The sequence below is a fragment of the Pyrodictium brockii genome, from assembly GCF_055379715.1.
In genome coordinates this window covers 1344346-1370536 of sequence record NZ_AP042401.1, presented here as the reverse complement: position 1 = coordinate 1370536, position 26191 = coordinate 1344346, and the positions used below count along the sequence as shown (strand labels likewise).

General features: G+C 57.1%; 25 protein-coding genes. 10 read left to right on the top strand and 15 right to left on the bottom strand.

The features are described from left to right. Positions 1-141 precede the first annotated feature (141 nt). A complete protein-coding gene (locus ACZ42Y_RS07350; RefSeq protein WP_058370610.1) occupies positions 142-2184 on the top strand; it encodes a DNA topoisomerase I in 2043 nt (680 codons plus the stop codon). Here the strand turns inward: ACZ42Y_RS07350 and ACZ42Y_RS07345 are convergent. The 4 genes from ACZ42Y_RS07345 to ACZ42Y_RS07330 form a co-directional block, all read right to left on the bottom strand. After that, positions 2164-2661, bottom strand: coding sequence for a signal peptidase I (locus tag ACZ42Y_RS07345; protein ID WP_070807818.1), 498 nt, complete (start codon positions 2659-2661; stop codon positions 2164-2166). The two genes, ACZ42Y_RS07350 and ACZ42Y_RS07345, sit on opposite strands and share 21 nt — an antisense overlap. A 41-nt stretch (positions 2662-2702) precedes the next feature. Continuing rightward, positions 2703-3011: a CpXC domain-containing protein gene (locus tag ACZ42Y_RS07340; protein ID WP_058371372.1), complete on the bottom strand. Its 309-nt coding sequence runs from the start codon at positions 3009-3011 to the stop codon at positions 2703-2705. Positions 3012-3090: 79 nt separating this feature from the next. Continuing rightward, a complete protein-coding gene (locus tag ACZ42Y_RS07335; protein WP_464735386.1) occupies positions 3091-3945 on the bottom strand; it encodes a mechanosensitive ion channel domain-containing protein in 855 nt (284 codons plus the stop codon). A gap of 45 nt (positions 3946-3990) precedes the next feature. Beyond that, complete coding sequence (locus ACZ42Y_RS07330) at positions 3991-4650, bottom strand: potassium channel family protein (RefSeq protein ID WP_464735385.1); 660 nt, start codon at positions 4648-4650, stop codon at positions 3991-3993. 42 nt (positions 4651-4692) lie between these two features. Here ACZ42Y_RS07330 and eno point away from each other — a divergent pair, with 42 nt between their 5' ends. The 5 genes from eno (at position 4693) to moaC (ending at position 8761) form a co-directional block, all read left to right on the top strand. After that, on the top strand, positions 4693-6042 hold the full coding sequence (gene eno, locus ACZ42Y_RS07325) for a phosphopyruvate hydratase (RefSeq protein WP_464735384.1): 1350 nt from the start codon (positions 4693-4695) through the stop codon (positions 6040-6042). A 21-nt stretch (positions 6043-6063) separates the two neighbouring features. Next, complete coding sequence (locus ACZ42Y_RS07320) at positions 6064-6645, top strand: hypothetical protein (RefSeq protein ID WP_058370615.1); 582 nt, start codon at positions 6064-6066, stop codon at positions 6643-6645. Between the two features lie 34 nt (positions 6646-6679). Next, a complete protein-coding gene (locus ACZ42Y_RS07315; protein ID WP_058370616.1) occupies positions 6680-7915 on the top strand; it encodes an ORC1-type DNA replication protein in 1236 nt (411 codons plus the stop codon). Further along, positions 7912-8187 carry an ArsR/SmtB family transcription factor gene (locus ACZ42Y_RS07310; protein WP_058370617.1) on the top strand — a complete coding sequence of 92 codons (276 nt, stop codon included), beginning with the start codon at positions 7912-7914 and terminating at the stop codon, positions 8185-8187. The genes ACZ42Y_RS07315 and ACZ42Y_RS07310 overlap by 4 nt, the downstream gene beginning before the upstream one ends. 100 nt (positions 8188-8287) lie before the next feature. Next, the gene (moaC, locus tag ACZ42Y_RS07305; protein ID WP_236698116.1) at positions 8288-8761 is read left to right on the top strand and encodes a cyclic pyranopterin monophosphate synthase MoaC; all 474 of its coding nucleotides are present in this window, start codon (positions 8288-8290) and stop codon (positions 8759-8761) included. A 46-nt stretch (positions 8762-8807) separates the two neighbouring features. Here moaC and ACZ42Y_RS07300 read toward each other — a convergent pair whose 3' ends face one another. Together ACZ42Y_RS07300 and ACZ42Y_RS07295 are read right to left on the bottom strand one after the other, a co-directional pair. After that, positions 8808-10283, bottom strand: coding sequence for a replication factor C large subunit (locus ACZ42Y_RS07300; RefSeq protein ID WP_464735383.1), 1476 nt, complete (start codon positions 10281-10283; stop codon positions 8808-8810). Positions 10284-10395: 112 nt separating this feature from the next. Further along, positions 10396-11394: a replication factor C small subunit gene (locus ACZ42Y_RS07295; protein WP_464735382.1), complete on the bottom strand. Its 999-nt coding sequence runs from the start codon at positions 11392-11394 to the stop codon at positions 10396-10398. A gap of 77 nt (positions 11395-11471) precedes the next feature. Between ACZ42Y_RS07295 and ACZ42Y_RS07290 the strand changes: the two genes are divergently transcribed. Further along, positions 11472-12038: a DNA replication complex GINS family protein gene (locus tag ACZ42Y_RS07290; RefSeq protein WP_168371255.1), complete on the top strand. Its 567-nt coding sequence runs from the start codon at positions 11472-11474 to the stop codon at positions 12036-12038. A gap of 79 nt (positions 12039-12117) precedes the next feature. Beyond that, positions 12118-14217, top strand: a complete 2100-nt coding sequence (gene mcm / locus ACZ42Y_RS07285; RefSeq protein WP_058370620.1) for a minichromosome maintenance protein MCM — start codon at positions 12118-12120, stop codon at positions 14215-14217. A 43-nt stretch (positions 14218-14260) separates the two neighbouring features. On the opposite strand, the gene ACZ42Y_RS07280 is transcribed toward mcm, so the two are convergent. The 5 genes from ACZ42Y_RS07280 to ACZ42Y_RS07260 all read right to left on the bottom strand — a co-directional run bounded on the left by ACZ42Y_RS07280 (position 14261) and on the right by ACZ42Y_RS07260 (position 19265). After that, positions 14261-14551 (bottom strand): hypothetical protein, encoded by a 291-nt coding sequence (locus ACZ42Y_RS07280; RefSeq protein ID WP_058370621.1) that lies wholly within the window; start codon positions 14549-14551, stop codon positions 14261-14263. A 184-nt stretch (positions 14552-14735) separates the two neighbouring features. Then, complete coding sequence (locus ACZ42Y_RS07275) at positions 14736-15299, bottom strand: NTPase (protein ID WP_058370622.1); 564 nt, start codon at positions 15297-15299, stop codon at positions 14736-14738. A gap of 54 nt (positions 15300-15353) precedes the next feature. Continuing rightward, positions 15354-16190, bottom strand: a complete 837-nt coding sequence (gene rsgA, locus ACZ42Y_RS07270) for a GTPase RsgA (protein WP_464735381.1) — start codon at positions 16188-16190, stop codon at positions 15354-15356. A gap of 122 nt (positions 16191-16312) precedes the next feature. Continuing rightward, positions 16313-18724 (bottom strand): DNA-directed DNA polymerase, encoded by a 2412-nt coding sequence (locus ACZ42Y_RS07265; RefSeq protein WP_464735380.1) that lies wholly within the window; start codon positions 18722-18724, stop codon positions 16313-16315. Positions 18725-18815: 91 nt separating this feature from the next. Next, on the bottom strand, positions 18816-19265 hold the full coding sequence (locus ACZ42Y_RS07260; protein ID WP_058370625.1) for a GNAT family N-acetyltransferase: 450 nt from the start codon (positions 19263-19265) through the stop codon (positions 18816-18818). A gap of 68 nt (positions 19266-19333) precedes the next feature. Here ACZ42Y_RS07260 and ACZ42Y_RS07255 point away from each other — a divergent pair, with 68 nt between their 5' ends. Continuing rightward, positions 19334-20419, top strand: a complete 1086-nt coding sequence (locus ACZ42Y_RS07255; protein WP_464735379.1) for an mRNA surveillance protein pelota — start codon at positions 19334-19336, stop codon at positions 20417-20419. Here ACZ42Y_RS07255 and ACZ42Y_RS07250 read toward each other — a convergent pair. Next, the gene (locus ACZ42Y_RS07250) at positions 20357-21403 is read right to left on the bottom strand and encodes a radical SAM protein (RefSeq protein ID WP_058370627.1); all 1047 of its coding nucleotides are present in this window, start codon (positions 21401-21403) and stop codon (positions 20357-20359) included. The genes ACZ42Y_RS07255 and ACZ42Y_RS07250 overlap by 63 nt on opposite strands. A gap of 6 nt (positions 21404-21409) precedes the next feature. Next, positions 21410-22141, bottom strand: a complete 732-nt coding sequence (locus ACZ42Y_RS07245) for a nucleotidyltransferase domain-containing protein (protein ID WP_058370628.1) — start codon at positions 22139-22141, stop codon at positions 21410-21412. A 138-nt stretch (positions 22142-22279) separates the two neighbouring features. Here ACZ42Y_RS07245 and ACZ42Y_RS07240 point away from each other — a divergent pair, with 138 nt between their 5' ends. Continuing rightward, a complete protein-coding gene (locus ACZ42Y_RS07240) occupies positions 22280-23437 on the top strand; it encodes a site-2 protease family protein (RefSeq protein WP_058370629.1) in 1158 nt (385 codons plus the stop codon). A 103-nt stretch (positions 23438-23540) separates the two neighbouring features. Here ACZ42Y_RS07240 and dnaG read toward each other — a convergent pair whose 3' ends face one another. Further along, positions 23541-24827: a DNA primase DnaG gene (gene dnaG, locus ACZ42Y_RS07235; RefSeq protein WP_464735378.1), complete on the bottom strand. Its 1287-nt coding sequence runs from the start codon at positions 24825-24827 to the stop codon at positions 23541-23543. A 161-nt stretch (positions 24828-24988) separates the two neighbouring features. Continuing rightward, entirely contained in the window at positions 24989-26077 is a 1089-nt protein-coding gene (locus tag ACZ42Y_RS07230) for a tyrosine--tRNA ligase (RefSeq protein WP_058370631.1), read from the bottom strand. Positions 26078-26191 lie beyond the last annotated feature (114 nt).

Sequence of the window (26191 nt, the reverse complement as noted above, 5' to 3'; positions counted from 1 at the left end):
CTTCCTCCTTTCTCTGGGCCCTAAGCGCCCCTTCGCTGCTGCAACCTCCCTGCTAGGGGTGTGTCCTAGCGTGGCTGTGGGTGAGTGGCCGGCGTGCCTCCGCGGCGGAGTCTACGGCGCGGTGCAAAGCAGAGCTGTCCTATGGGCCGTGGGTATGTGCTGGTAGTTGCAGAGAAGCCTAAGGCTGCGCGCAAGATAGCAGAGGCGCTTGCCGATGGGTCTGGCGCGAGACTCTGCCGCTCTGGCCGGATCCCCTTCTGGATGGTCTACTGGGCTGGCCGCCTACACGTTATCGCGCCGGCCGCCGGGCATCTTTATGGCCTCACTACAGATGAGCATGGGTTCCCTGTGTTCAGCTACTACTGGGTGCCGCTATGGCGCATTGACAGGGGGGCCTCTCACACTAGGCAGTTTCTCGATGTGCTGGGGAGGCTCGCAACCAGCGCGGCAATATTCGTGAATGCCTGCGACTATGATATAGAGGGCAGCGTCATAGGCTACATGGTTATAAAGAATGTTGGGGATGTTGGGAGGGCCTACAGGGCTAAATTCAGTGCGCTGACCCGGCAGGACGTGAGGAGGGCCTTTAGGAAGCTTGACCCCCTAGACTGGGATATGATTGAGGCAGGGCTGGCCAGGCATGAGCTAGACTGGCTGTGGGGTATTAACGTCAGCAGAGCGCTCATGGACGCTGTCAAACTCGTCACCGGCAGGCGCGTGGTGCTTAGTGCCGGGCGCGTCCAATCGCCCACGCTCATAGAGGCCGTGTCCAGGGACAAGGAGATCAAGCTTCACGTGCCCCTGCCAAGGTTTGCGGTGCGCGTCACAGTAGAGGTCGGCGGCCGGAGCTATACTGGCACGCTCGCAGCATACGAGGAGAGGCGTGCAGCCGAGGCCGCGGCAGAGAGGCTGAGGAGGAATAGGGTGCTCCGTGTGGAGCACTACCGGGAGTGGATGGAGAGGCTGCAGCCGCCTTACCCCTTCAATCTAGGCGACCTGCAGGCGGAGGCTGCCCGGCTCTTTGGCTACAGCCCCATGTTCACTCAGAAGATAGCCGAGCAGCTCTACCTCGAGGGGCTGATAAGCTACCCGAGGACTAACAGCCAGAAAATACCTCCTACAGTAGACGTGGCATCTATAGCGAGGAGCCTGGCTAGGCTCAACGAGTACCGGGAGCTCATAGACTACTTGCTGAAGGCCACCCGGGGGCTGTTGAGGCCGCGCAACGGACCTAAGGATGACCCCGCACACCCCGCGATACACCCTACGGGGGAGCTGCCCCGGGGGGCCCTCGACAAGGCCGAGCGGAGGATATACGATCTAATAGTGAGGAGGTTTCTCGCCTCCATGGCGCCTGCAGGGGTGGTTGCTAAGGCTAGCGCTAGACTGGCAGCGCCCGGCATAGGCTCGATGGAGCTGGCGGGCCTGCGGGTCGAGGAGCCCGGGTGGCTTAGAATATACTACTTCGCAGCGCCCGAGGAGAAGGCTATACCGCGTCTCAAGCCGGGAGGCCTAGTGCCTGTGAAGAGGGTATCCCTGAGCATCTCATACACAAGCCCCCCAGAACCCTATAGTAAGGCCTCACTCGTTAAGTGGATGGAGAGGGTCGGTATAGGCACCGAGGCCACGAGGGCCAGGATTGTGGAGCTCCTCTTTGAACGCGGCTACCTGGAGGCGAGGGGAAGGAGGGTTGAAGCCACCGAGCTGGGCTACGCGGTGGCCGGGGTTCTCTCAAAATACTTCCCGCAGCTCACAAGCGTGGCTCTGACCAGGCACTTCGAGGAGAGGCTCGAAGCTATTAGAGCTCGTAGAGCTGGCCGCAGGGAGGTGGTAGAAGAGGCCAAGGCAGTGCTCCGGGAGATGCTGGAAAGGTTCAAAGCTGAGGCTATGAGGGATGCAGGGATGGAGCTTGCAAAAGCACTCGGCTTGGTCAGACCCGCGAGGAGGTGCGTTATCTGTGGCCGCGAGGCGGTGGCGGATGGCCTTTGCAGCTTCCACCTAGAGGCGGTTAAGAGGCTCGTAAATATGTACGGGGAGTGGCGTAGGAGGGCCGGCCTAGGGTGTAGGAAGTTCCTAGAGAGTATTGCTGGGCTCCGTGCAGCAGGGCAGTGGGTGCGCGAGGCCGCGGAGTACTTTATGAAAAAGGGGGCCTGCCCGCCTGGCCTAGCCGAGTATGAAGCTTAGAAGCCCAAGGTAGGGTATGCGGAGCGGTGCACTGACCCTCCTGCCATCTATGTTCAGGCTGACCTGGCATACTACTCCGACAACATCGCTGTAGCTTACTCCCGTCCAGGGCTGAAGCCCCATGGTGGCATCATCTACCGGGTTGTTATCGCCCTTGGTTATGTAGCAGAGGGGTCTGCAGCCGGGGCCTTTCTCTATCTTCACAACCCGATGGATTACCAGTTCTCCGCGGAGGCTGTGGTATACTATTATGTCGCCTATCTTTATATCGGTTGGCGGGGGCTTGTGTATGACCACTATATCACCGTTGTATAGAGTCGGCAGCATGCTGTAGCCCTCGACGACCACAAAGGGCGATGATATCCCTAGCCGAGAGCCCAGACCGGCACGCAGCAGTACAGCAATAGCTACAACTGCTACTATGACTGCTACAGTCTTCATCTCCTCGCTGTAAGGGTTCAAACGGCCGGCGGGCATAGCAGACATCCCTTAACGAGTTATAATGGGATAGCTAGCTCTCACTCCTCGTCGATGTCGTCTATGTCGATTTCTATCACTTCGCCCCTTCTCTCCTCCTTCTCGCCCGTTATAGAGGCCTTTGCACCCTTACCGGACTCTAGCTCGACCTCGCTGCCACCCACCTTTATCTTGGAGACTACTGCCCTCCACCGATACCCGCAGTTAGGGCAGACGAAGCTACCCATGACGGTTATTGTTACACGGCCCTTGGAGTCGGGGAAGGGCGATACAAGCTGCCAGGTTTTCACCGGCTCTGTTCTTGTACCACACTTGGGGCAGACATATGGGTCTCTTTTCTTCCTAGCCACAGCCACCACCATGCATCTCTGTATTACCGTTGCTAGTCACGCGGCATGGCGTCTAATAACGGCACTGCAGCAGGCCCCTTTAGATTACTGGCTTAAACCTTATTGCTGGCGACAACTCCGCCAGTCCACGGTATAGGTTATCTATTATGGCGTTCACTGTTGCAGGCCTAGGCTCGGCACCCATTGTTGGGATACGCACCTCTAGCTTAATCCTATCACTCGAGGCGCTTAGAACCGTTATGACTACGTCTTGAGGCCTTGTGGCGAGCCTGCTCTCTGCCAGAATGGTCCTGATAGCCTTCTCTATATATTCTATAGGGCTCCCACGCTCAATCTCAGGCTTGTTCACCTCAACCTCTAGTGTGACCACGCTCTGTATGCTGGTAAGCTGGGTAACCGGCTCGCTAACCATTATGTGGTTGGGTATGAATACTATCTTCCCACTGAGGGTCCTAATGCGCGTGTACAAAGGACTTGTTTCTATTATCTTGCCCTTTATCCCCAGCCTTGGCAGCTCTATCAGGGAAGCTCCTCTGAAGCTCTGTTTAGATATCAGCATGACGTAGTAGGCTGATATGTCCGCTATTATATTCCAGTTCGACAGGAATACAACGATGAGCAGGGCTACTAGGGTGTATATTACCGCTGGCGCACTGGTAAACATGTACACTATGATTATCGCTGTAGTCACATATGTTATGAGCGCTATAAGCTTGTAGATACGCTCCGAGAGGACGCTGGGCAGTATCTCGCGCCTTTGGAGCCTTGAAAGTATAGACTTCACTAGCCTGAGGAACAAGTAGACTATGACAAATACGATTATGACCTCTATCAGTGGAGGTATTAGCTTCGTCCTCACAATGCTTACTGTCTTTCCGAGGAAGTTAGTCACGTTATTAAGGGAGAATGCTTCTGCCGTAGTATTGGTGGCCAAGGCAGGGCTCCACCCCTAACCTGGACCCATGCAGTGCAGATCCTTCTACCTAAAGGCTTCCAGAAATTCCTCTATCACATCATCACGTACTAGTGCAATTATCTGGAAGCCTGCCTCGAGGCGAAGCACCTCGCCCGGATCATGGAACTCCTCGCCATCGAATACTGCTAGTATCTTGACCCCGCTGCGTGGATACTTGACCTCGTCGAGTAGCTGGCCCTCCACGCTGCTGCCCTCTGCTATGGTTATCGTTACTAGCCGGAAGCCTCCCACGTATACCGGGACCAGCTCTACCACGTTGTACTTGCCCTCAATTACCCCCTCTACTATTGAGCCTATTACGCGGGGCTCTACTATTACATGCTCCGCTATTCCTATCCTTGAGAGTATCTGGGCTATTCTGCTGTCCCTAACCTTCACTATTACCCTCGGTACTCCATACTCTCTAGCTATCAGTGCTGCGAAGAGGTTTACCTCATCCCTGTTAGTGGCCGCCACGACGACATCGATGTTAGCTATGTTTACCTCATCGTAGGTCGATGGGTCCGTGGCGTCCCTAGCATATGATGCCACGTCCGCCTCCTCCGCAACCTCCCTGGCCTTTTTCTCGTCTTTGTCGATTACTATTATTTCATGTCCCTTCTCGGATAGCCTCTTGGCTAGAAGCGAGCCAAGCTTACCAGCGCCAATAATTAGTATTCGCATCCCCTAGGAGCCCCTGGGCCGGCTTGGAGGGGGGTGCGGTATATGGGTTTGCCAGCAGAGCTTTACGGAGACTTTGTAATAGAGGATGTGCGTGCAAGGATGATTCTCGACTCCCGCGGCAACCCTACAGTTGAAGCCGAGGTTGTTACAAGGGGTGGTGGTTTCGGCCGGGCTGCTGCACCTGCAGGAGCATCTAAGGGATCCCATGAGGCTCTGGAGCTCAGGGATGGAGGCAAGGCATTCAAAGGGAAGGGTGTCAGCCGGGCTGTGTATAATATCAATAGTGTGATTGCTCCACGTCTACGAGGCCTTGACTCTAGGCATCAGAGACTGATAGATTCCCTAATGTGCCAGCTTGATGGCACTCCCAACAAGTCTAGGCTTGGAGCCAACGCTATTGTTGCAGTATCGCTTGCGGTAGCTAAGGCCGCCGCAGACACTGCAAGCGTACCCCTTTACGAGTACATCGGGGGAGTAGGAGGTACTTTCATCCTACCCGTCCCCCTCCTAAACATAATTAATGGCGGCGCTCATGCGGGTAATGAGCTCAGCTTCCAGGAGTTCATGATCATGCCTGTTGGCGCTGACACGTTTAGTGATGCTATCAGGATTGCGGTAGAGGTGTACCATACTCTGAAAGGAGTGCTCAAGGAGAAGTATGGAGCTATGGCTGTCAATGTCGGCGATGAGGGAGGCTATGCACCCCCTATGAAGAAGAACAGGGAGGCTCTTGATGCCTTGATCAAGGCCATCTCTAAGGCAGGCTATACCCCCGGCCAGGAGGTCCTGCTCGCTCTTGATGCTGCTGCCTCCCACTTCTACGATAAGAGTAGGAACGCGTACATAGTTGATGGGGGGCAGCTTAGTAGAGAGGAGCTACTAGAATACTACATGAGGCTTGTAGATGAGTACCCTATAGCCTCTATAGAGGATCCCTTCTACGAGGAAGACTTCGAGGCTCATGCTGAGCTTACGAGCCGTATCGGAAACCGGGTTGCCGTAGTAGGAGACGACCTATATGTCACTAACCTGGAGAGGCTGAGGAAAGGTGTAGAGATGCGTGCTACCAATGCGGCACTGCTCAAGGTTAACCAGATAGGTACTCTCACAGAAGCCATGGATTATGCACGCGCCGCCGCGGCTAGCGGCATGAAGGTTATCGTGAGCCACCGCAGCGGCGAGACAGAGGATACGGCAATAGCCCATATAGCTGTGGGCATGAGAACCGGGTTTATCAAGACAGGTGCACCGGCAAGGGGTGAGAGGACTGCCAAGTACAACGAGCTGTTGAGAATAGAGGAGGAGCTAGCGGGCGACGCAGTGTATGCTGGGAGGCTGGCACTCCGCGGACTTATCTACTTCTACACTGCGAGGGGTATCCTACAAGCCTAGGGCCGGGAGGCGCCGAGGATTGTGGCCCGGGGAAGGCTGGTACTTGTAGCGACGGCTAAACCCTGGCATCTTCAGCCGGCTGAAGAAGAGATAGGCGACGCCCTCATAAGATATGATAATAACGTAACGTTGGAGAGAGAAGAGGTGGCACCCCTCCTATATGTCTTCTCCACTAGACTCTCACCTTTCGACGCCTTTAAGATTGTTGTGAGGGAGCCACCAGCCTATGTAGAACGTGTCGTACCCGCCGAGCTCATTATCGGCGTGAAGGTGGAGGTTGAGGACAAGAGGGGCCTCCGGAGCCTCGTGGAAGCCCTTGTGGTGCTTCTCGAGAAGCGCGGCGTGGACTCTATCAGAGTTGAGGCTAAGCCTAGGGGATTCTTCCTTCTGGGAGGTGATGAGAAGAGGTGGAGCCGTGAAGTAGGACGCCTGGTCAGCGGGATGGCGGGGGTTAGGGTGCTCCGAAAGGCGCCCTGGAGCATTAAGCTTGAGGATACCCGATACGGGGTTGTCGCAGCCCTCATGAGGAATCTATGGGATAGAATGCGGCTGTGGAGGTATCGCAGGCTGGGCATTGAAGGCGAGGAAGAGAGTAAAAGGTAGTACAGCGGGCCCCCTACATGGGTAGGCTGAAACTATGCCTACTGCACGTGACATAATCGAAAGTGTCTTGGAGCATCCCTCGGTGTTCAAGAGCAAGGAGAAGCTGTATCCAGAGTACGTGCCAGCCTATCTACCCCATCGAGAGGATCAGCTAAAGAGCCTGGCAACATACTTTCGTCCACTGCTGCTAGAGCCGGGCGCCATCTCGCAGCGTGTACTCCTCGTCGGGAGCATAGGTACGGGGAAGAGCGCGACGGCTAGAAGGTTTGGAAGCGATTTCAAACACCTTGCCAGGCAGAGGGGCATAAAACTCGAGTATGTGCATGTAAACTGTCACCGAGACCGCACGCTCTACTTTGTCGTGCAGGAGATAGCCAGGCAGCTCCACATACCTATCCCGCCACGCGGCCTCTCGGCCCAGGAGATGTTCCAGATTATACTGAAGCACCTCGAGAACCGGGACACCTATGTTATAATCACCCTTGACGAGTTCGACTACTTCATAGAGGTTGCTGGGAACGACGCAGTGTACTTCCTCATACGCACCTACGACGAGCACCCAGAGCTGACCAAGCGGATAAGCTACATATTCATTACCAGAGGGCTGACAAGCCTCAGCAGGCTGGACTCCGCTACAGAGAGCTACCTGGTCAGAAACGTTATACACTTCAAACCATACACCAGCTCGGAGCTCTTCGACATATTGAAGTATAGGAGTGTCGAGGCCTTCTACGAGGGTACTGTAAGCGACGATGTACTCAGCTACATAGCCGAAATCGTTGGAGTAGACACCGGCGGGAGTGGTAACGCTAGACTCGCCCTCGAGATACTAATGCTCGCCGGCACAGAAGCCGACGACGAGGGCTCCCCCATGCTCACCATAGAGCACGTGAGGAAGGCGTTTGCCAAGACAAACCCTAACCTATCAATAATGATAAACGACGTTATAAGGCACTTGCCCCTCCATGAGCTCCTGATACTGCTCGCCGCGATAAGGGTGCTTAGACGCTCCTCCGAGGCCTATGCAAGGATAGGCGAAGTTGAGGAGGAGTATCAGCGCGTCTGCGAGGAGATAGGCGAGAAGCCGAGGAGACATACCCAGGTCTACGAGTACATCATGGATCTAAAGAAGAGGGGCGTTGTGGACGCACGTGTATCCGGTAAGGGCTACCGGGGGAAGAGCACTCTCATAGGCATAAGCGTCGGCCCTCTCGAGCTCCTCGAGAAGCATGTAGCGGAGATAATAGAGTACAAGAGGGAGGGTGAATGAGCATAGAAAGCGACGAGCTGGCGAGGATACTCGGCAGCAAGGGTAAGATCAAGATCCTTAGCCTGCTTGCCAGAAGCGGACAGCTCAACATAACTAGGATTATTAAGGATACAGGGCTCCATCACCGTCTCGTGGAACAGCATCTCGAGGAGCTGAAGAACGCAGGGCTCGTAGAGGAACAGCGCATAGGGAGACTAAGACTATTTAGTCTTAGATACGACAACCCCAAGACAGCTGTACTGATCGAGCTTCTCCGAGCCTTCAACAAGTAGAGCCGGTAGAGCCGGAAACCGCTCGGAGTGCTTTACAAGCCGGGGCTATACCGGAGATCTGGGGGCCCACAGTCCTCTATCCTCGAGGGGCGTGGCGGGTATGGAGCAGATCGTATCCAGCCCGGCCCAGAGCCCTAGGATGATTGACATATCACAGAAGTCTGTCGTGTACCGGGAAGCAGTCGCTTATGGCAGGATAAAGCTGAGAAGGTCCACCATAGAGGCTATAAGGAAGGGGCTCGTGGAGAAAGGCGACCCTCTCCTAGTAGCGTCTATAGCGGGTATTCAGGCTGCTAAGATGACGCCCCAGCTTCTGCCCATGTGCCATCCCATAGAGCTTACAAATGTCGATGTAAAATGCTTCATAGAGGATGAGGATCACGTAGCATGCAGGGCCAGGGTTAAGGCTATAGCGAGGACCGGCGTGGAGATGGAGGCGCTTACTGCTGTTAGCGTAGCGCTCCTCAACGTATGGGATATGGTTAAGAAGCTTGAAAAGGATGAGAGAGGCTTGTACCCGGAGACGGCTATAGAAAAGATAATTGTCGAGGAGAAGGTGAAGAAGGAGGGCTAAGGCGCCTCAGTTCCGGCATTAAGCCTCGTTTTATGGGGCCCTGGTGCTAGATTGGGAGGGTGGTCTGGGACCCGCCACCCTTTCTACGCCGCCTGCTTCTAGAGCTCGTTCTAGACCTAGACCTCTTAGCCGTCTTTGTAGCTGCAGCGGGCTGGGCGGAGCCAGTAGCAGTAGGGCCCTTGCCCTCAGCAGCCTCTCCCCCCGCTGCCCGGGCACCCGCGCTTGCAGGCGAGGGCTTCTCTAGCCTCAGCAGAAGCATGTTAACATGCTCCTTGACCCTACTATACATGGGGCCCGCCAGATACTTAACCATGCTGTCGGTCAGGTTGTAGCCTATTACAAGCCGTGCTGCGTAGTCGGGCCGCTCCCTGAATATGACAGAGAGTAGCGGGATTACCTCGCTCTTAGCCCTTGCCCTTGATATGTGGAGACGCTTAGCTATAACCTCGGCCAGCGCATCCCTGATCTCACGTACTTCCTTTGTGCGTGCGAGCATCATTATCTTCTGGGGAAACTGGTACCTAGCCCACTTGAACTTGCTCTTCTTCCTAGCCAGCGCCACTCCAGGGCCCGCCAGCTCGAAGACATAGGAGAGGAGGTCCCAGGACTGGGTGCGGATTATCCTGCCGAGGAATATGTCGGCCCGGGCCAGGGCCTCATGCGCTCTCCATATATCCTCGGGGTCGCTATACTGCGCAGCGATATTCTCGTTCACCCACTGCAGCATAGTATTATAGTCTAGATCAGTATGGGTGACTGCACGCTTAGCCTGCCAGGCATACCTTGACATGAACAGGTGGCGCAGCATCTCCCAAGGCGTGTACTCGCGATCCCTCGAAGCAATCACACCCCTGACTATGTCCACCGTGACCCTGCCATAGCCCTCAGCTATTGCCTGGAGATCATTTATCGCCGAGCGTAGATCGCCCTCACAGCGCTGGGCTATGAGCTTGAGGGCAGCATCCTCGCATTCCAACCCCTCCATACTACATATCTTCTTCAGCACCTGCACCACATGGCGCTCGGACAGCCTGTTAAAGGGTATCATGAGGGCTGCTTCGCGGAGAGGGCGGAGCTTCTGATCCCAGGGGTCATTGGCAGTCATAACTATCGGGTGACGAGCAACCTTTATGAGATCTAGGATAGCGTCGAGCCCGCCTTTGTCGGCCGTACCAGATATGCCGTCCACCTCGTCGAGTAGAATTATCCTCCTACGGCCAAAGAGGCTGCTCTGCGTCGCAGCCACCTTAGCTATCCTGTTTATATCCTCGCGTCTCCTGAAGTCAGACGCGTTCATCTCTATTAGCTCAAGCCCAAACTCGTGAGCGGCTGCCTCTACGAGGCTTGTCTTACCCACGCCAGCAGGCCCATAGAGGAGGGCCGCCTTCTTCTCCGGAGGCCGCCCAGAGAGCCACTGGCGCAACCATGGTATGAACTTCTCCTTCGCCTGTTCCTGGTTAACCACATCATCTATCCTACGGGGCCTATACTTCATGATCCAGGGGAGGTTCCTTGTCGTCAAAACCAACCCCTCATGCCAGGGGATGATACGCCGCGGAGCTGATGCCCCCGTGACAGCGGAGGCCATGGTAATAATAACGTGGCATGGCTTATGCGCTCATGGTCTACGGGAGCTAGGAGCCCTGCAGCTTCTGCCCCAGCAGGGTCAGCCATGCCAGGAACGCGTTGAGCTGTATCTCGTCGTCGGCTCCTTCTACAAGCCTGAACTGTATCTCCCCCGTGTAGTCTGCTATCATCACCCTTACCTCCTCGGGTATTTTCAACTCCTGGCTGAATATCTCGCGGTGGATCTGCTTTATCACATCCGTGCCGCTCAGCCCGTAGTTTATCATTAGGCCCCTCAGCTTCTCGCGGGCCTTCATGAAGTCTCCGCTTAGGGCTAGCTGTATAACCTCTCTTATCTCTCTGGGATGAGCTAGCCCCACCACCTTGTACACCGTCTCGGGGGTTACAACACCCAGGGCCGCCGCAGCCTGGAGGGTGTTTATGGCGCGCCTCATATCGCCCTCGCTGATCTCGTATATGGTCTCCAGGCCTTCCTCTGTATACTTGCAGCCCTCCTGCCCGCATATCCATTTTAACCTGGCCACCACGTCCTCCTTCTTGAGCGGCGTGAACCTGAAGAGGGCGCAGCGGGACTGTATGGGCTCTATTATCTTGCTGGGGAAGTTTGCTATTAGTATGAAGCGGCTGGAGGCAGTATACATCTCCATTAGGCGGCGGAGCGCCTGCTGAGCGTCGGCGGTCATGTTGTCGGCCTCGTCGAGCAATACTATTTTGAAGGGCACGTTAGGCGGCGTTCTGCTACGCGCAAACTCCTTAACCTTAGTCCTTATCGTGTCTATACCCCTCTCGTCGCTGGCGTTTAGCTCGAGCATATACTGCATATAATTCTCTCCATAGAGGTCATGGGCCAGCGCGTGGGCCGCTGTGGTCTTACCGGTACCCGGCGGCCCTACGAAGAGGAGATGAGGCATGTTCTTTTCCTCAACAAACTTCTTGAGCCTCCTAACTACCTCCTCCTGATTCACTATCTCATCCAGCGTTCTAGGCCGGTACTTCTCCGCCCAGAGTAGCTCGGAGAGGCTCGTGCTCAAGGCTGGATCCTCCATACCCCGGTATACTGGACTCTACACCAGCTAACGCCTATATTAGAGCGGTTACGCTAATTCCCGCACCGGGCCCCTACATGGGCAAGGACAGGCTTAGCCTCATGTTGAAGATCTCCGAGATAGCGTATAAACTCCGGCCAGTACGCGTAATGGTGCTCCGGGACGAGAAGCCGTTCACCGTCGACGGGCAGAAGGTGGAGCTGCAAAAGGGCATAGAGATGGAAGTACCCTATTGGCTATCAAGAGTACTTATAGAGGAGGAAGTCGCCAACACTACCGAGATGCCAATAACCATAGAGGATATAGCCCGTGTGCACTTCTCCGCGCTAAGCGCCAGAACGCCAGCCGACCTGGAGCCCCTGCCCCAGAACTTCTACAGGAATGTAAAGGATCTCATAGAGAGCCTCGAGGAGAGGATTAGACGCGAGCTGAACCCCGCCCTACTGGAGGAGAAGCAGAAGGCGATCCAGTACCTGGCCGAGATTGTGGACAAGAGGCTCCTCATAATGCTTCAGAGCTTGAGAAGCCCCACCGCGATAGCTGAGGTCTCATCAAAGCTAGCCCCAGAGGAGGCTATGCTCCTCGAGACGTTATATAAGACCATCGAGGAGTGGAAGCGTAACATACTGCCAGAGCATCAATAGATTCATGTATGGGAAGGGTTAAGGAAGCAGCTCTGCGCCAGCTCTACCTCCAGGACCTGGAGCCGGGGACACTAGAACCATGGAGCCCCTGTCAACTAACATTGAGCGGGAGGAAGTTATCGATGTACATGAAAGGTTCTACGAGTTCATAAGAGGCTTCAGGGATCGTAGCGGCTCCTATAAGTATAGGGAGCGTCTAAAGCAGATGATAACTATGGGCCAGAAGAGCTTGATAGTTGACTATAACGACCTCTACTTGTTCGACAATAGGCTGGCCAGGCTGCTGATAGACCGTCCCGACGAGGTACTCCGCCAGGCTAGTAACGTTGTGAAGGAGATTGTTGAAAGCGAGGCGCCGGAGTACGCGGAGACTGTGGAACACTTCTATGTACGCATACGTGCCCTGCCGAGGACTGTGCCGCTCCGCCGGCTCCGGAGCGAGTATCTGGGCAAACTGGTTATGCTTGAGGGCATCCTCGTTAGGACTACACCCGTTAAGGAGAAGGTGGTTAAGGCAAAGTTCATGCACTGTACAAGGGAGCATGGCTGCCATAAGTTTGACTGGCCCCCGGAGGGCGAGCTTATAGGAGACGTTCTCGAGAGGCCGCCCGCCTGCCCGGTCTGCGGCTCCTCCAGTGGCACCTTCCGCCTCCTCCCGGAGGAGTCCAAGCTGATAGACTGGCAGAGGATAGTGCTTCAGGAGAGGCCGGAGGAGGTGCCTCCGGGCCAGCTCCCGAGGAGTATAGAGGTGGTACTGCAGGATGAGCTCGTGGACACTGCTAGACCAGGTGACAGGATAAGTGTAGTAGGTATTGTAAGGGTTAGACCCGACTCGGTGGCCAAGAAGAAGGCCATCTACGACCTATACATAGAGGCTAACCACATAGAAGTATCGCAGAAGATCCTCGAGGAGGTAGTGATAACCAGAGAGGACGAGGAGAGAATAAGGGCTTTAGCCAAGGACCCCTGGATACACAAGAGGATTATAGCCAGCATAGCACCCGCCATATACGGCCACTGGGAGATAAAGGAGGCCATAGCACTGGCGCTCTTCGGCGGCGTCCCCAAGGTGACCGAGGACGGAGTGAGGATACGTGGCGATATACACGTGCTGATAGTAGGCGACCCGGGCACCGCAAAGAGCCAGCTCCTCCAATACGCTGCGAGGATAGCGCCTCGAGGAATCTATACAACCGGTAAGGGAGCGACTGCGGCAGGACTCACAGCCGCTGTAATAAGGGACAAGACCACCGGCGAATACTACCTCGAGGCGGGCGCGCTCGTCCTAGCTGACGGGGGCGTGGCAGCGATAGACGAGATAGACAAGATGCGCGATGAGGATCGCGTAGCCATACACGAGGCAATGGAGCAGCAGACCGTGAGCATAGCTAAGGCCGGCATAGTTGCTAAGCTGAACGCTAGAACAACAGTTATAGCCGCCGGCAACCCCAAGTTCGGCCGCTATCTAGCCAACAGGGCCCTCGCAGATAATATAAACCTGCCCATCACGATACTCTCACGATTTGACCTCATATTCATACTTAGAGACCAGCCTAATCCGGAGGAGGACCGGAAACTAGCTAGGCACGTGCTCGAAGTACACCGAGAAACCGAGAAAACTAAGCCTGAAATAGACCCTACGCTGCTGAAGAAGTACATAAGCTATGCCCGCCGCTACATGAGGCCAAGGCTAACCCTTGAGGCGAGCAAGCTGATAGAGGACTTCTACGTGGAAATGAGGCGGATGAGCAGTGAGAACCCTGAAGGCCCCATAGCTATAACGGCTAGGCAGCTTGAGGCCTTGATACGCCTCGCCGAGGCCCATGCTAAGATGGCTCTCCGTAGCGAGGTTACTAGGGAGGATGCGGAGGCTGCAATAAGGCTTATGAAAACATTCCTGGAGAGCAGTGGCATGGACATAGAGAGTGGGAGAATAGACATAGACGTTATAATGACCGGGAAGCCGCGGAGCAAGCAGGAGAAGCTGACCAGGATAATGGAGATAATAGAGGAGCTTGAGCAGGAGAGCGAGGACGGGTGTGCGAAGGTTAAGGAAGTGGTCAAGAGGGCTGCCAGCGAGGGCATAGACTCAAGCCTCGTCGAAGAGGCTATCCGCACGTTCCGCAGGGATGGAGTCATATACGAAAAGAGTCTCGGCTGCTACGCCGTGGTAAGGTAGTGCATAAAAGCAGGCCGGCGAACATATGTATTATCTCTAGTATTCAGCTGGACCCGCTGGCCTCCTCTCCAGAACCGCCCTCGAATAGCTCTAGGCAGCCCTCCCTCTCCAGCCTCATCCTCCACATGTTTATGGGCATCCACATTATCCATGCAGGGATGCGCTTTATGAACTCGTAAGCCTCCTCCCAGCTCTCCAGCCCAAGCTTGCGGGCAAGCTCCTCAAGGCCCATTGGGCGGTGGAGGTACTCGTGTATAACCTCGAGCACCTGCGGCGTTATGAATACCTGCTTCTCACCCACGGGTATGATGTACTCACGACACTTCTCGCTCATACCCTGCTGCACCCGAGGCAGCCATGCGGCTCCCGGGGTAGTTTAAGCATTATATGCAGGCTGGGGCGGTACCCGGGGGCGGAAGTTAACAAGGCTACATCACCGCCCCCGGGGAGGGCTTCAGCGCTGGAACGCGCGGGCATCCCGCCCTCCAGGCTCCCAGGGGATGGCCGGGGTAGGGGCTCTAATTTACCGCTGGGCCTCGGGAAGCCCTCACTGCATGGACTATGCTCTTCACAAACCTGTAGACCTCGTCTACGAGGCTGTCCCTGTTCTCGAGCGTTACCCTGAACCACCTGCCGCGCTGCTGGAGCTGGGGTAGGACCTCCCGGTCGGAGAGCCTCTCATGCACCACGAACAGCCCCGGCTTCCCCGAGCGGAGGATGGATAGGATTGACCCCCGGATGCCGGGGAGCTTAAGCTCCATAGGGCCTATCTCGTCTATGACCACCAAGTCCGCCTGGCTCGCCTCCTCGGCCGCCCGGCTTGCAACCTCCTCGGCCTCTCTACACGTATTATACCGGCCTACACGGGGGCCGGAGCAGCCATCCACCCTGGCCAGCCAGGCTTCATGGCGGCCATCGAGGCTCATTATCCTGAAGCCTACCCTCCTACCTCCCCGGCGGACCTCGGGGCAGTAGAAGCCGGCTAGCCTATAGCCCTCCTCTCTGAGCCTCTCCGCCACCCTGCGCACGAGCGTGGTCTTGCCCACACCAGGCCTCCCCGTGACGAGCGCGTAGAGGTACACGCCTAGGCACCCCAGGGGCGGCGGGGATGGGAGCCCGTTAGACCGGGTATGGCGCTATTTTAGCCCCCTCTGTGCAGCATGGAGCTTGTAGCTGCTCTTCCTGGCCATGTACTCCTCCGGCGGCACGTAGAAGAGGAGCTTCCCCGTGTGGTAATCACGTATCACTGTGCGGGCGGCCTCCTCTATGAGGGGCTCACCGTCACTCTTATACCTCCATCCACGCTTCAAGGCTATAAGCTCGAGTATCCGGTATGGATCCTTCTCATCGATACCGTAAGCCTCCTTGACAGCTAAGGGGTTGTACCTCAACGCCCTTTCGAGGAGCATTACAGCAGGGCGGACAGGGTCTTCCAGCTGCTCAGGGGGCCGGCCACGTATGATAGCCTCCAGGGGGCCGCCCTCAACCGGTATGACGCCGGGCGTGTCAAGCATGTAGAGGTTTTCGCCTATACGGTAGAGCTGGGCGTGGGTAGTGTAGCCGGGGCTCCCAGGTATAGGGCTTGTCGAGGCGCTATGCCTGCCTTTCAGAGCATTTATTATCGTGGACTTACCGGTCTTGGGGAACCCAGCAACAGCCACTATAGCCGGATAGGTCTCAACGACATCTCTTATGGCCCGGCGCAGAACCCTGGTACCCTTGTGATCGCGGGCAGCCATGTAGACAGTACGGTAACCCTGATCCTCGAGGATGCGCTTCCACTTCTCAGCGACCCCGCGGGGCACCAGGTCAGCCTTATTGATGACTATTAGGAGGCGCTTCCCTAGGCTCTGCACCATCCTCTCTAGCCGCCGGCTCCTTGTCGAGACCGGGTCGCGCGCATCGACAACCTCGAGTACTACGTCGACACGCCTTACTATCCACGCCAAGGATCTCCAGGATGCGAGGATCATTCCAAGCCACCCAAGAGCGCAGCGGCCTCGGCGGAGAGGCTGGCTCTATTGCACCCCTTACCCTCCAGGCCTCTCGGAGAGCTTGTGCCTACGCGTTTAATAAAGCTAGCCGGGTGGAGGAGCTATTTCTTTGAGGCGAAGAAGTCGAAGAGGCTTCTCTGCACCGTAGCCGCCGCCTTGAGCTGTTTCTCGGTGACTCCGAAGTAGGAGAGTATCCTCAGAGCAGCCGGCACTATCTGGTGGTCAATATAGTAGTTGACGTCGATGGTCGATGGATCAACCATGAAGTAGGGGTAGGCCCTGCTGGACACACTCCCGCTACCCTTAACTATGACGTAGCCCACCTTATCGCCGGGAGACACCTCGTAGCCTGCCTCCTTCATACGCCGTGCAGCCATCACATGAGGCGCGTCATGCTCGTACTCCTCTATCCTCTTGCTCAGCGTCTTCCATATGATAAGCTTTGTTATTGGCACCTTGCCCTCGCGGAGCTGCTTTATTACCTCCCTTATGTAGCTTATAGCCTTGTCCACGTTCCCCGTATTCAACACTATCTCAGCCGCCTTCTCCTGCACCTCCTTAGCCAGCTCGCACCAGTCGCCGCGGACTGCTTCAAAGCCCACGATGTCTATACGTCCGTCCTCGAGGAGACCTACATAGCGCTTCTTAGCCTCCGTGAAGAACACTTTCTTGTAGATCTTGTCTATCTTTATCTCAAAGCCCAGCTCCTTCTCGACAAACTCTATCAGCTTCTCAACCTTCTCCTTGTCATAGACCACGAAGAGGGAGTCGGTGTCTCCATATATAACCTTTAGGCCGAGCTTCCTGGCATACTCGATAGCTGTCAGTATAAGGTTACGGCCCCAGGCTGTGACAGCCTCGGCGCAGCGTTTGCAGTACCAGCGGGCATGGCTCCACCCCATGTAGCCATAGCTCGCGTTCGCAAGAACCTTGAGCGCCTTCTGGCGCTCATCGTAGAGCCTGTACTCGGGGCTGTCAGGCGGAAACTCCTTCATCTTCTCCTTTACCTGTCGGCGTAGCTTCAGTAGGTTCTCGAGCACGGTCTTGAAGAAGCCTGGCGGGGAGCGACGGAACCGGTGCCCGACCTCGGGGGCTACATAGCAGCCGCCGTACTTTGGGCACTCCGGGGGGTCGTCGACTATAGTGTCGGGGCCCACGTTGTACTTTATCATTATGCTCGGGTACATGGAACTGAAATCGAGCACCACAACATTCTCATGGACTCCCTTGAGAGGCTTTAACACTACTGCACCCTTGTAGCTCTCCCCCCTCCTCTCCACCCGGTTCGGCACCAGCTCGTTCATATCGTAGGCTGCACGCATGAGATACCACTCTAGGCGGAAGCCTACGCCCATAGCACCTACCTGGTCGAGAGGCACACCCGTAACAGTGGAGAGCTGTATGGCGAACGGTAGCATCTTTTCCGCGAGGCCGTAGGTAGCCCTCACATCGTCGAGCGCGTAGCGCTCTAGCAGCTGCCTCTTCTTCTCGTCATCCCAGTACTCGGGTATCCTCCACCACTCTATTATCACACGCTCGCTCTTCTTCATAACGCCTAGGTACTCCGCTACCTCCTCAAGCGTCTTCATCTTTATCTCCGGCATCTCCTCGGCATAGTCGTAGAGGTCCACGTTCAGCCTACCCTGCACCGAGACGTGGCCGTAGACGCTGGTGGTGGGCTCTGCCCCCACACGGCGTGTAACGTCGAGCTTAATCCCGAGCCTACGGGCGCGCTCCATTAGGTAGGGCCAGTCGAAGTGGTTACTGTTATAGCCCACTATTATGTCGGGGTCGAAGGCTCTCACGTACTCTACGAACTCCCTCAGAACCCTCCTGTCGTCATGGCCTTCAGCTTCTATGAGCCTCTCCTTGCCCTCGCTGTCCCTCAGCGACACTATTATCACTGGATCCCTTGCAGGGTTAGGGCTCCCCCTCCTGCTATACACCTCTATATCAAAAGCTACCAGCCTCATCGGGGGAAGGTCGATCCGCGTTATATCCGCTAGGGGCTCCGGGTCGCCAGCAACCTTGTAGACACGGTCAACACGGAAGCCTGGATTGCGGCCCGCATCCTCTACGGGGATCCGGTAAACCGTGAACGGGTAGAGCCTCTTATCTATCAGATATCTCATTGCAAACCTTATATCTGCCTCGAGGGAGTCCTCCACACCCTCTATCTTCTTCACCGCCTCGCGGTAGTGTCTAACAGACTCGGGTATCATAGTGGTAATCTTCACCGCCTTACGGGGCCTGCCGAAGTACCTCTTATCAAGAGGCTTGGCATCTATTATCGGACTCTTGACCACACTAAGCCTCCTTATGGAAGCTGCTATCTCCTCCACCATATCCTCATAGCCCCGGGCTATGAGGGCGTAGAAGTAGGGGCGGAAGCGGTGGTCTAGAAGCACGACACGTTTACCGTCAAGCGTTATCCCCCAGAGGATTACTACCGGCTCCTTCCCCAGTATCTCGTAGCTAGAGTCTAGCAGCACGAACTCTATAGTCTCTGTCATGGGCTGGCTCTGCCCTGGAGAATCTACCACCACCCGCCCCTACATAATCGTATATCATTGCCTGCCTCTGCCCGCTAACGCATGAGGACGGCTAGCCGTCTAGGCAGCAGGGCCTCTCCCCCAACAACGCCATGACCACAGCGTGCCGGCCCTCGCCATAGTAGTCGGGCACTATCATGACGGGCTTGAAGGAGCTTCTCGCATATAGGCTCTGCGCTGGATAGTTGCCGGCCTCCACCTCGAGCACGAAGGAGCTGTAGCCCCGAGAGCTGCAGACCTCTACTAGGCTCTGAAGCAGGGCCGTGCCAACACCCCTCCTGCGGCACCTCTTCTCCACAGCTATGGAGGCTATGTGGCAGGCGCCAGAGGAGAGAGGTATACCTATTATGTAGCCTGTGATCCTTCCCTCAGAGCCCTGGGACACGAGAAAGTATTCACCACCGCTGAGCCCGTAGAGCAGATCGAGATACCACCGTGGATAGGGCTGGTCGAACGACTCCGCCTCTATGCGGTAGACCTCGTCAAGCTCGTCGGGCTCCACCGGCCGGACTGTTTTACAACAGGTCATTCCGGCCTAGACACCATGGCTGAGAGGGGGGCTGGCGGGGAATGAAGATTCTCTCCAAGGATCTCAAACGGGGCTCGGTGAAGGTTGTGCCGGAGACGACTGACGACATCTGGGTGCTCCACACAGTCATCCAGCCGGGAGACCTGGTTAGGGCCCGCACTGTGCGCGAGGTGCACTTCGGCGAGAGGGGCTCGGGTAGGAGCAGCAGGGTGCCCATGACGCTCACCATTAGGGTTGAGAAGACGGAGTTCCAGGCGTTCACTACGAGGCTCCGTGTGAGAGGCGTGGTTGTCGAGGGGCCTGAGAAGTACGGTGTGCTAGGCAAGTACCATACCATGAGCATAGATGTTGGGAGGGAGCTCGAAATAGTAAAGCCCAAGGGCTGGCCGAGGTCGCTGCTAGAGAAGCTAGAGTCTAGAGGCCCGCAGCCCGCTGCCGTGATAGTTGCGGTGGATTACGACGAGTACGCTGTAGCGGTGGCGCGGGGCCAGGGGGTTAGGGTGGTGGCCGAGGGGGGCCTGCACCTGCCCGGGAAGGATGACCCCTCAAGGGAGGATGCTTTGAGGGAGTCTGTGGCCGTTATAGCTAAGACTGTGGCGGGCGTGGTGGAGCGCGAGAATCCCCTGCTAGTGGTGGTCGCTGGCCCAGGCTCGCTCAAGGATATTGTGGCCGAGAGGCTCCACCCCCTCCTGCCCTCGAGGGTGAAGCTCTACACGGACAACGTGTCCATGGGGGGCCACGCGGGGGTGTTGGAGGAGGTCCGGCGGGGGGTTATGAGGAGCGCGCTTAGAGAGGCTGCAGCAATTCAGGCCGAGAGGCTCATGGAGGAGTTCGAGAGGCTCCTGGCCAAGGAGCCATGTAGGGTCGCGTACACGCTCGACCAGGTGCTTGAGGCCGCCTCCATGGGCGCTGTGGAGAAGCTGCTGGTTCTCGACGAGATGCTGCACCACCCCGACCCGGAGGTCCGGAGGAGGGTCGATGAGCTGCTCAGGCTAGCCGATAGTACGAGGGCGGAGATACACTTCGTGAGCGCCGAGGCCCCTGCCGGAGCGCGGGTGAAGTCGCTAGGGGGAGTTGTCGCGATTCTCCGCTACGCTCTGCAGCTCGGAGGGAAGGCCTGCGCCTAGCACGGCGGGGTAGCGTTTCCTCAGCCTCGCGCCGGGGACCGCCACCCCGGGGTGGAGGAGCACCCTTCCCCCCAGCAGCTCGCCGTACCCCCGCCTAGCCAGCTCCAGCGCCGGGCCCACTGGCTCGGCCTCCACAACAGCCACCATACCCTCCGGCGTGACCTCCTCGTAGGGCCTAGCCGTGCGGAGGGCCTTACGGATAAGCCTTACACGCATCTGCACACTATCCTTGTAGACGGCAGGGCAGTAGTGGACGGTTATCCTCCTCGTATGGGCCGCCGCCCACTTCACTATCTCCATAGCCGCCTCCTGGCTGCCCTTGACCACGGGCCTCGAGTGGCTCGGCAGGTAGCCGCGCAGGATGAGCTGACGCACATTAGCCTCCGACACCTCGAGCTCGTTTAGGTTAATAAACTCTACCCCCATGTCATCAAGCCTCTTTATAAGCTTCTTGGTCTCCTCGACCCTGTCGGGGAGCACCGGTATCTCTACGCCAACCCGCACCCGCTCTAGAAGGTGGAGGGCGGCCTCTATGCGCTTCAAAACCCACTCTCCGACCACATGGAACCGTATCTCGTCTAGCCCGGCGCGCTCGAGCTCGAGCAGGGCCGATGAGGTGGCGTAGCGGCCGCTCGTGTAGAGGTGCACGTGGAATCCGTCGCCGAACACGTCCTTCAGGAGCCTTATGGCTCTGACAGTCCTGTCAAGCCTTACGAGCGGGTCCCCGCCGGTTATGCTGGCCCCGTCGGCCCCTATACGGTATGCCTCGAGAACTATGTCCTCGAGAGACTTAACCGGCTCCTCGTCTACGGTAATTACGTCGTGGTGGAGCTTTGCGGGGGAGACCGGGCAGTAGAAGCAGTTATCGTCACAGAGCCCGGTTATGAACACCACTATCTTTGAGCCCCTTACGCAGTATATGCAGCCGAGAGGGAGGGAGCCCACCAGGGAGTATACATCCTTGACCAGCTTGACTCTCCTCAAAGCCGTTCACACCAGCGGCGAACCTTTAGCCCGGAGGGCGCGGCGGAACAGGGGGTTCTCGCGTGCAAGCCTGCGGACAGCATCCTCTATGCTATCCCAGGGCTCAAGCTCGTGCTTGACAAACACACCCGTTCTACCGAGCGCGTCGCGGCGCGTGAGCACCCTGACCCTCTCCAGCACCGTGTCTACGCTAACCCCGACCACCCTAGCCACCTCGGCCTCGCGGCCTATAACGGGTGATTCTCTATGCCCCTCCGGTGTAGGCTCTATCAGCACTAGCCTCTTATTGACCCCGGGGACGCGTCTCCCGGCCACCAGCCCGGCATAGTCGAGGGCTCCGCCAAAGTAGTAGAACTCGTATTCTCTCTTAGACAGCTTAGCCAGGGGGAACGATACTACTCTCTTCTCGTAGGCGTCGAGCGCTATGTAGGCCTTAGGGGTGCTCTGAGGAGTGGCCTGGACTATAAGCTTATGCGATATACGCAGCCCCGCCCTCTCGAGCCCCAGCTCCACCATGTAGGAGGGCACCACCGAGGGTATGAAGACGTCGATATCACTATCCCTATGAACGTCGCCTCGTGCGATACTCCCGTGCACCAGGGGCGCCAGCCCAAGGCTAACGAGGGCCTCCATCACGCTCTTAGCCTCGCGGCGGAGGCTCTCAAGGAGCCTCCAGTGCTCCTCGGTATAGACTACGGCCCTGTACTCGCCCCGTCTCTCAACCTTCTCGCGGGGCATACTGCTACCCCTCGTGCATCTCCACGACTGCCGCGGGCACTGCGCAATGCAGCAGCTCCACGCAGCCCCGTTAGACGCCATGGCTTCCTAGCTACTTATAACTCCAAGGCGCGCCCCACCCAGGCCAGGGCCGCTGGCATGACTGCCGCCGGGGAGCTGCTGCTCTACTACCTAGCAGCATGGCTGGCAGCCACCCTAGTCCTATCCAGAGTACTGGGGGAAGGCTCTAGACTCACAGTCACCCCGTTGATGATCATGCTCCGTATACCCTCGGGCTTCAGCCCGTTCGAAAGGCTCCGAAGGTATAGGTGGCTGGGGCTGCTCTTTGACGCCGGCGTGCTGGCAGTGTTCGCACTCACAATAGAGTTCTACCGGGTTATGGTATCCAGGATAGCCGGAATGTTCGCCGGGCGCCCCCAGGGCGCCGCGCCGGTTGTGCCGCTAATACCTGGAGTAACTATAGGCCTGAAGACCTTCCTCTACCTGCTTCCAGGGCTCTCCGTGGCTATAATACTTCACGAGCTCTCACACGCCCTCGCGGCCAGGTACGAGGGTATAAGGGTAAAGTCGGCCGGCTTCCTCATAGCGCTCGGCATCCTACCCGCAGCCTTCGTGGAGCCCGACGAGGAGGAACTTACAAGGGCGCCTCTCCGAAGCAGGCTTAGGGTCTACGCGGCCGGTATCCTAGCCAACGTATTAATCTTCGCCCTTATAGCCGGGGTTAACGCGGGCCTGCAGCACGGCGGAACATACATAGTTATACTCCAGGTTAGCCCCGGCTCCTTCGCCGAGAAGGCTGGCATAAAGAGCGGCGACGTGTTCCAAGCAATAATAGTGAATGGCACAAAGTTCGATAAAGTGAGCAGCTTTATAGAGTACGTGAGTAGGCTGAGAGCGAGCAACGGCGGCACGCTGGCCAATGTGACGCTTGAGGTCGAGTTTGTGAAGCCGAGCGGCGCGAGAATACTTGTTGTGAAGCCCGCTGCACCACCCAATGTGCGGGACAGGGAGCGCTACGAGCATGTGGGCGTCTACCTGAGCGAGATACCCAGGACCCTACTAGGCCTAGGCATGAGCGCCGGCACTGCCTACACCCTCTGGACCGTTAGCATCCTCGCCGCCCTAGTGAACATAGGGCTAGCCGCGATTAACGCCGCGCCCCTCTTCATAACTGATGGCGCCCAGATAGTGAGGGACATAGCCGTTGAAAGGCTTGGCGAGAAGCGGGGGAGGCTAGTAGCATCAATAGTGTCGGGTATAACACTGATGATGCTGCTGCCAAACATACAGCTTTGAGGCCGAAGAAGCCTCCACGGAGCCCGTAACGCGGGTGCGCAGACAAGCTCCTAAAAGAAGAGTGAGGGTGGTAGTGCCTGGAGCGCCAAGGGGCGAGAATCCCTTAGGAGGCTACGTCGCTGAAGGTTAGCACGCTAACCCCTGGAGGCCTGCGCTCTATCGAGCCTAGACGGTTGGCTATGAGCAGCTTCACCTGCTTCTCTGACGCGAGATCAAGCATGCGCTGGGTTACAATGCCGTCATAGACTATCGCGTAGACCTTGCCCGGCTCTATCTTCTCCAGCACATTGTATATGTCTCTCACCGGCACCTTCTCCAGGGGCCTCCACTCCCTGTCATATAGGATTGCCTCAAGGGTGCCGCTAAGCTTCTTTATCTCCTCCACCACGTTAGCGGGCAGCTCTACACGCTCGACCTCCACCTGGACTACCGGCTCCGCCTTGGGGGCTGCGGCGGGTGCCGAGGGCTGCTGAGGCTGAGGAGGTGCAGGCTTCTCGGCAACCGCCTCGGGCTGCTTGGCCTCCCTCTCCTCGGGCTTAGCCTCAACCGGCTTCTCGGGTTTACCCTTAAGCTTACGCTCCAGGATGGCCAGGTACTCGCGCGCCGGCACAAGGTTGCGGAGAGCACGGACTATCTCCTTGCCCGTTAGTTCCTCCACCTCCTTGCCGGGCGGGGCCCTGGCAACATAGTCTATGTCTGCCGTGCGGAGGAGCTCCCAGAGTATCAAGTCGCCTCCATGGTCGCCGTCCACGAAGGCTATGGCTTTCTTCGTCTTGGCGAGCTTTATTATGGTGTCTGGTATCTTACCCCTGGCGCCCTCGAGAGCTATCACGTTCCGGTAGCCGTAGCGGAGCAGGTTGATTACATCGGCTCTACCCTCTACTATGATTATCTCGTCGCTCTTGTCCACATCGGGACCCGCCGGGAGCTTCTCGGGCCCATAGGATATGACTTCGCCGCGCTTAACCGACTCGCTTATCTCCCTGAGGACCTCTCGGAGGTCCGGCGTCTTCTCGAGGGACCATATGCGGAGTATCTCCTTAGCCCTCTCCACGATCTTCTTTATCTTCTCCGCCCTAACGTCAATGATGTCGTAGACATGTACCCTGGCCTTGTAGGGGCCTACCTTCTCTACAAGCTCGAGCATCGCTGCTACGAGCGCTGTCTCTACCCTGTCGAGATTGGAGGGTACCGTTATCTCGCCGTAGGTCTTAGTGCCCTGGTGCCGCACCTCCACCTGAACGCGGCCTATACGGCCCCTCTCTTGCAGCTCGCGGAGATCGAACTCCTCTCCGAAAAGATTCTCTGTCTGTCCGAATATAGCGCCTATTATGTCGTGCCTGTTTACTAGGCCCTCTACTTCCACCTTCGCCTTTATAAGGTACTTCAACTCCAACACCCTGGCGCTGCTTCGTGTATCCTGCGCTCCTCCCTCCGCCACCTCGGGGTGGAGCACCCATTCATTTGGGGCGAGAGCCTTACACGGGCCTCACATGGAGGCCTTCTGGCCGCAATGGCTGTGAGGCATTAACCACCAGTCTCCGTTAAACATTATCGTGTGATGGCAGCCTTTTTTAGTTCTTCCAGTATCCTCCGGGCCTCCGGGTTCTGTTCAAAGTATCTCCTCACGGGCTCGAGCATCTCCGCTAGCGCCTTAGCAGTAGCCTTCTTGAGGTCCAGCGGGTGCAGCTTACCCTCCCGGTAAATCTTCTCGAGATCCTCATAGCTCTCAACAACTATTGTGCCACCGTACTTCTCGGGCCTCTCTATTACAAGCTTGAAGCCCGGCCTTGAGAAGAGGAGGTATCTGTTTATCTCCAGCACCGGGTTGTAGCGGACCTCCCGGGCAGGGCAATAGGCGCGGCGCAGCTTCTTCTCGATCTCCTCTGGCGGGTCGTAGACGAATATGGCGGTGTCGGGCTTTGACTTGCTCATCTTGAAGTTTACCGCGTGCTCCTCCTCGCTCACCTCGCTGGGATTCATCCTCCCTATGCCCTGTAGCCCTGTGAGCAGCGGCGTGTGGATAGCTATAGGCTTCTTCCTGCCGAGCTTCTCCGCTGTATCTCTGGCGAGCATGTGGGCCTTGCGCTGGTCGGTGCCCCCGAGGGCTATATCGACGTCCAGGTAGAATATGTCCGTCACCTGCATAGCCGGGTAGATAAGCTTGGAGAAGTCCAGCTCAGCCTCCTCGGCCCTACGCCCCATTATGGTGAGCGCCCTCTTAATCCTCGCCAGGGTGTTGTGCTTAGCCACGCGGAGGAGTATCGCCCAGTAGTCCTTGTCCGACACGAGATCCTCGGCGTCAACAACCTTTACACGGGAGCGGGGCACCCCTATAGCCTCCAGCACATCTATAACATGGCGGGCGGCCTTGCGTATCAGATCCATGTCGCCGCCAAGCTTGTCGTTTATCCACGCATGCCAGGTGGCAGCGAGCAGATAGAACTCAACCCCTGCATCAATCATATCCCTTACCTTGTTGGCCCAGACGAGCCAGCCTATGTGGAAGAGGCCGCTGGGCTCAAAACCTATGTAGCCCTTCAGCTTCTCCCCGGCCTCAAGCCTGGCCTTCAGCTCCTCGAGCGTGACGACCTCCACGGTGTTCCGCGTTATGAGCCTCAGCCTCTCCTCCGGCGTCACGGCTTGCCTCCCCTCTCTACCTTCTCAGACCCCGGGGGCCTGCCCCGGACGACTGTTCAATAAACCCTGGGCAGGGTGTCCCTCAGGCCCTGGAGGGGCCGGGGTGCCGCGCCG